At 76.7% G+C, this 4,519-nt stretch carries 1 protein-coding gene; it reads right to left on the bottom strand.

Annotated elements, in window-relative coordinates; genetic code table 11:
- Nucleotides 1–4,486 (bottom strand): type I polyketide synthase (locus ACTIDRAF_RS0213410; RefSeq protein ID WP_245533534.1); only part of this gene is annotated, 4,486 nt, incomplete at its 3' end.
- Nucleotides 4,487–4,519 lie beyond the last annotated feature (33 nt).

Below are 4,519 nucleotides of genomic sequence, written 5' to 3'. Positions count from 1 at the left end.
TGGCGGCGGGTGGTGGGGTGGCGGGGCGGAGGGTGAGGCGGTCGACGGTGAGCACCGGGTGGTCGGCGTCGTCGACGAGGAGCAGCGACACCGAGGAGTCGTCGTGCCGGGTCATCGTGGCCCGGGCGGCGGTCGTCCCCGGGGTGTGGGTGTACGACCGCACCCCGCTCCACGAGTACGGGACCAGGGGCGCGCCGTCCTGGGCGGGCAGCAGCCCGGTGGGGTGCAGGGCGTGCAAGGTGGCGTCGAGGACGGCGGGGTGCGCGGCGAAGCCGTCGGCGGGCCCGGGGACCTCGACCGAGGCGTGGGCCGTCGCTCCGTCGCGGCGGACGGCACGCAGCCCCCGGAAGGCGGGCCCGTAGTCCAGGCCTTGGTCCGCGAGTTCCGCGTACAGGGCGGCGGTGTCGACGGCGTCGACCGTTCCCGGCCACGCGGCGGGCGCCGGCCGGGGGCCGTCGGCGCCGAGGGTTCCGGTGGCGTACCGGGTCCACTCGTCGCCCGTCTCGGGGCGGGCGTGCACCGTGAACGCCCGGTCGCCGTGGGCGTCGGCCGGGGCCACCACGACCCGCAGCACGAGGGGTTCGTCGAGCACCAGCGGGGCGAGGCTGGTCAGTTCGGTCACCTGGGGGCGGCCGACCTCGTCGCCGACGTGGAGGGCCAGGTCCACCAGGGCCGCGCCGGGCAGCACGGTGCGCCCCAGCACCCGGTGGTCGGCGAGCCACGGCGTCGTGCCGGGGCACAACCGGCCGGTGAACAGCACCTCGCCGGAGCCGGGGACGTCGAGGACACCGCCCAGCAGGGGGTGCCCGGCGTCGCGCACACCCAGTCCCGTGCCGTCGGGGCGGGGCCCGGGGGCGGTGAGCCAGTAGTGCCGCCGGTCGAACGGGTAGCCGGGCAGGTCGAGGGTCGCGGCGTCCTCGAAGAACTCCCGCCAGGACACCGGGACGCCGGCGACGTGCAGGTCGGACAGGGCGCGGAGCAGGGACTCGGCCTCGTCGTGGTCCCGGCGGAGGGCGGGGACCGCCGGGACCGCGTCGCCGAGGACGAGACCGGTGAGGCCGGTGAGGGTGGAGTCCGCTCCGAGTTCGAGCACGGCGGTGACGCCGAGGCCGGGCAGGGCGGTGAGCAGGTCACCGAACAGGACGGTGGCCCGCGCGTGCTCGACCCAGTAGTCGGGGTCGGTCCACCGCTCGGCGGGGCCTCCGGTCACGTTGGACAGCCCGGTGAGGGTCGGTTCGTGGAAGGTGACCGCGTCGAGGGCGACGCGCAGGTCCGCGAGCGCGGGTTCCACCAGCGCGGAGTGGAAGGCGTGGGACACCCGCAGCCGGGTGGCGCGGATACCGCGCGCGGTGGCGGCGCGGACGACGTCGTCGACCGCGAGCGCCGGGCCGGAGACCACCACGGCCTCGGGTCCGTTGACGGCGGCGATGTCGACCCCGTCGACGCGCAGCGTCTCGACGGTGGGGAGGTCGGCGTTCAGCGCGGCCATCGCGCCGCCGTCGGGCAGGGCGTCCATCAGCCGGGCGCGGGCCGCCACCACCCGGCAGGCGTCGGGCAGGTCCCACACCCCGGCGACGTGCGCGGCCGTCAACTCCCCGACGGAGTGCCCGGCCACCACGTCCGGCCGGACCCCCCACGAGGACACCAGCGCGTGCAGGGCGGTCTCCACCGCGAACAACGCCGGCTGCGCCCAACCGGTCCGGTTCAGCGTCTCCGCGTCCTCACCGAACACGACCTCGGCGAGGGGGCGGTCGGCGGCGAGTTCGGCGTCGAGGGCGCCGCAGACCCGGTCGAAGGTGTCGGCGAAGACGGGGAACCGGTCGTGCAGTTCCCGGCCCATCCCGAGGCGCTGCGAGCCCTGCCCGCCGAACACGACAGCCAACTGGTGCACCGAAACCACTCCTGAGACGAGTTGGGGGTTCGTTTCTCCTCGGGCGAGCGCGCCGAGCCCGGCCACGGCGGCCTCCCGGTCGGTGGCCAGGACCACGGCGCGGTGGTCCAGCCGGGCGCGGGTGCGGGCCAGCGACCGGGCCAGGGCGGTCAGCGGGACCTCGGGGCGCATGTCGACGGCGGCGGCCAGCCGGGCGGCCTGGGCGCGCAGGGCCGTCGGGGTCCGCCCGGACACCAGGAGCGGAACGGGGCTCCCGGTCGTCGCGGGTTCGGCGGCGGTTGGCGCGGGCGGCGGGGCTTCCAGGACCACGTGGGCGTTGGTGCCGCTGAAGCCGAAGGACGAGACGGCGGCGCGGCGGGGCCCCGGGGTGTCGGGCCACGGCCTCGCCTCGGTCGCCAACCGCACGGCTCCGGCGGACCAGTCGACCTGGGAGCTGGGGGTGGTGACGTGCAGGGTGCGGGGCACGGTGCCGTGCCGCATCGCCAGCAGCGTCTTGATGACGCCGGCGACCCCGGCGGCGGCCTGGGTGTGGCCGAGGTTCGACTTGACCGTTCCCAGCAGCAGCGGGGTGTCCCGGTCCGCGCCGTAGGTGGCGAGCAGGGCGTGCGCCTCGACGGGGTCGCCCAGGGCCGTGCCGGTGCCGTGCGCCTCCACGACGTCGATGTCGTGGGGGGCCAGTCCGGCGTCGGTGAGCGCGGCGCGGATGACCCGCTGCTGGGCCGGGCCGTTGGGGACGGTGAGCCCGCTGGAGGCCCCGTCGTGGTTGACGGCGGAGCCGCGCAGCAGGCCGAGGACGTGGCGGCCGTTGCGGCGGGCGTCGGAGAGGCGTTCGAGGACGAGGATCCCCACGCCCTCCGACCACGCGGTGCCGTCGGCGTCGTCGGAGAAGGACTTGCACCGGCCGTCGGCGGCGAGCCCCCCCTGCCGGGAGAACTCGACGAAGGCGGCCGGGGTGCTCATCACGGTGGCTCCCCCGGCCAGGGCCAGGGTGCTCTCCCCGGCGCGCAGCGACCGGGCGGCCAGGTGCACGGCGACCAGGGAGGAGGAGCAGGCGGTGTCCACGGTGAGGGCGGGCCCCTCCAGCCCGAGGACGTGGGCGACCCGGCCGGAGGCGACGCTGCCGGTGGTTCCCGCGCCCAGCAGGCCCTCCACCTCGGGTGGAGCGTCGGCGAAACCGGGACCGTAGTCGTGGTACATGATGCCGGTGAACACCCCGGTCCGGCTGCCCCGCGCCGACCTGGGGTCGATGCCGGCGTGTTCGAGGGCCTCCCAGGACGTTTCCAGCAGCTGCCGCTGTTGCGGGTCCATCGCCAACGCCTCGCGGGGGGAGATGCCGAACAGTTCGGCGTCGAACAGGGCCGCGTCGTCGAGGAACCCGCCCTCGCCCACCGAGCTGGTGCCCGGCCTGGTGGGGTCGGAGCCGAGGACTCGGTCGAGGTCCCAGCCCCGGTCGGTGGGGAACGGGCCGATGGCGTCGACCTCGGAGGTGACCAGGTCCCACAGGTCGTCGGGGCCGCGCACCCCGCCCGGGTAGCGGCAGGCCAGCCCGACGATCGCGATGGGGTCGTCCGAGGAGTCCACCGTGGTGGCGGGCGGCGCGTCCTCGGGGTGCCCGTCGGCGGCGAGGAAGGCGGCGAGCCGTTCGGCCGTGGGGTGGTCGAAGGCGAGGGTGGCGGGCAGGGGCCTGCCGGTGGCGGCGCTGAGCCGGTTGCGCAGTTCGACCGCGGCCAGGGAGTCGACGCCGAGTTCCCGCAGACCCCGGTGGGCGTCGACCCGCCGGGGGTCGTCGTGGCCGAGCACCGCCGCCAGGTGGGTGCGGACCAGGGCGAGCGGGTCGGACGTGGCGGGCGTGGGGGACGTGCGCTGGGCGGTGGCGGGGCGGGCCGCGGGCAGCAGGTCGGCCAGCAGGGCCGGCGTGCCGGGCTGCCTGCCGAGCTGGCGCGGGTCGAGGTCGAGGGCCACCAGGCAGGGTTCGGCCCGGGTCAGGGCCAGGTCGAGGAGTTCGAGGGCGCGGGGCGGGGCGAGCGGGGGGAAGCCGGTGGTGACCAGTCGGCGGCGTTCGGCGGCGGTCAGCGTGCGGGCCATACCGGTGTCGGCCCACAACCCCCAGGCCACGGCCTGCCCGGGTAGCCCCTCGCGGCGGCGCCGGGCCATCAGGGCGTCGACCTCGGCGTTGGCGGCGGCGTAGGCGGCCTGGCCGGGTGCGCCGAGCACACCGGCCGCCGAGGTGAACGCGACGAAGAAGTCCAGGTCGAGGTGCCGGGTGAGCTGGTCGAGGGCGCGGGCGGCGCCGGCCTTGGGCGCGGCGACCCGCTGGAGGCGGTCGGGGGTCAGCGAGGTGAGCACGCCGTCATCGAGCACGCCGGCGGCGTGGACGACGCCGACGAGGGTGTCGGCCAGGGTGGTGAGGAGGCCGGCGAGTTCGTCGGCGTTGGACACGTCGCAGGGCACGAACTGGACGGCCTCGCCGCAGTCGGCGACGAGGTCGGCGACGCCGGTGTCGGAGCGGGCCGCGACGACCACCCGGCTGGCGCCACGCTGGTGGACGAGGTGCCGGACGACGTGGGAGCCGACTCCCCCGGTTCCCCCGGTCACCAGCACCGTGCCCGGCCTTACCGGGGGCCGGTG

It is taken from the genome of Actinoalloteichus spitiensis RMV-1378 (assembly GCF_000239155.1).
GTDB lineage: Bacteria > Actinomycetota > Actinomycetes > Mycobacteriales > Pseudonocardiaceae > Actinoalloteichus_B > Actinoalloteichus_B spitiensis.
Note: the sequence above shows the minus strand (reverse complement) of the source record. Positions and strands in the feature narration are given on the sequence as shown.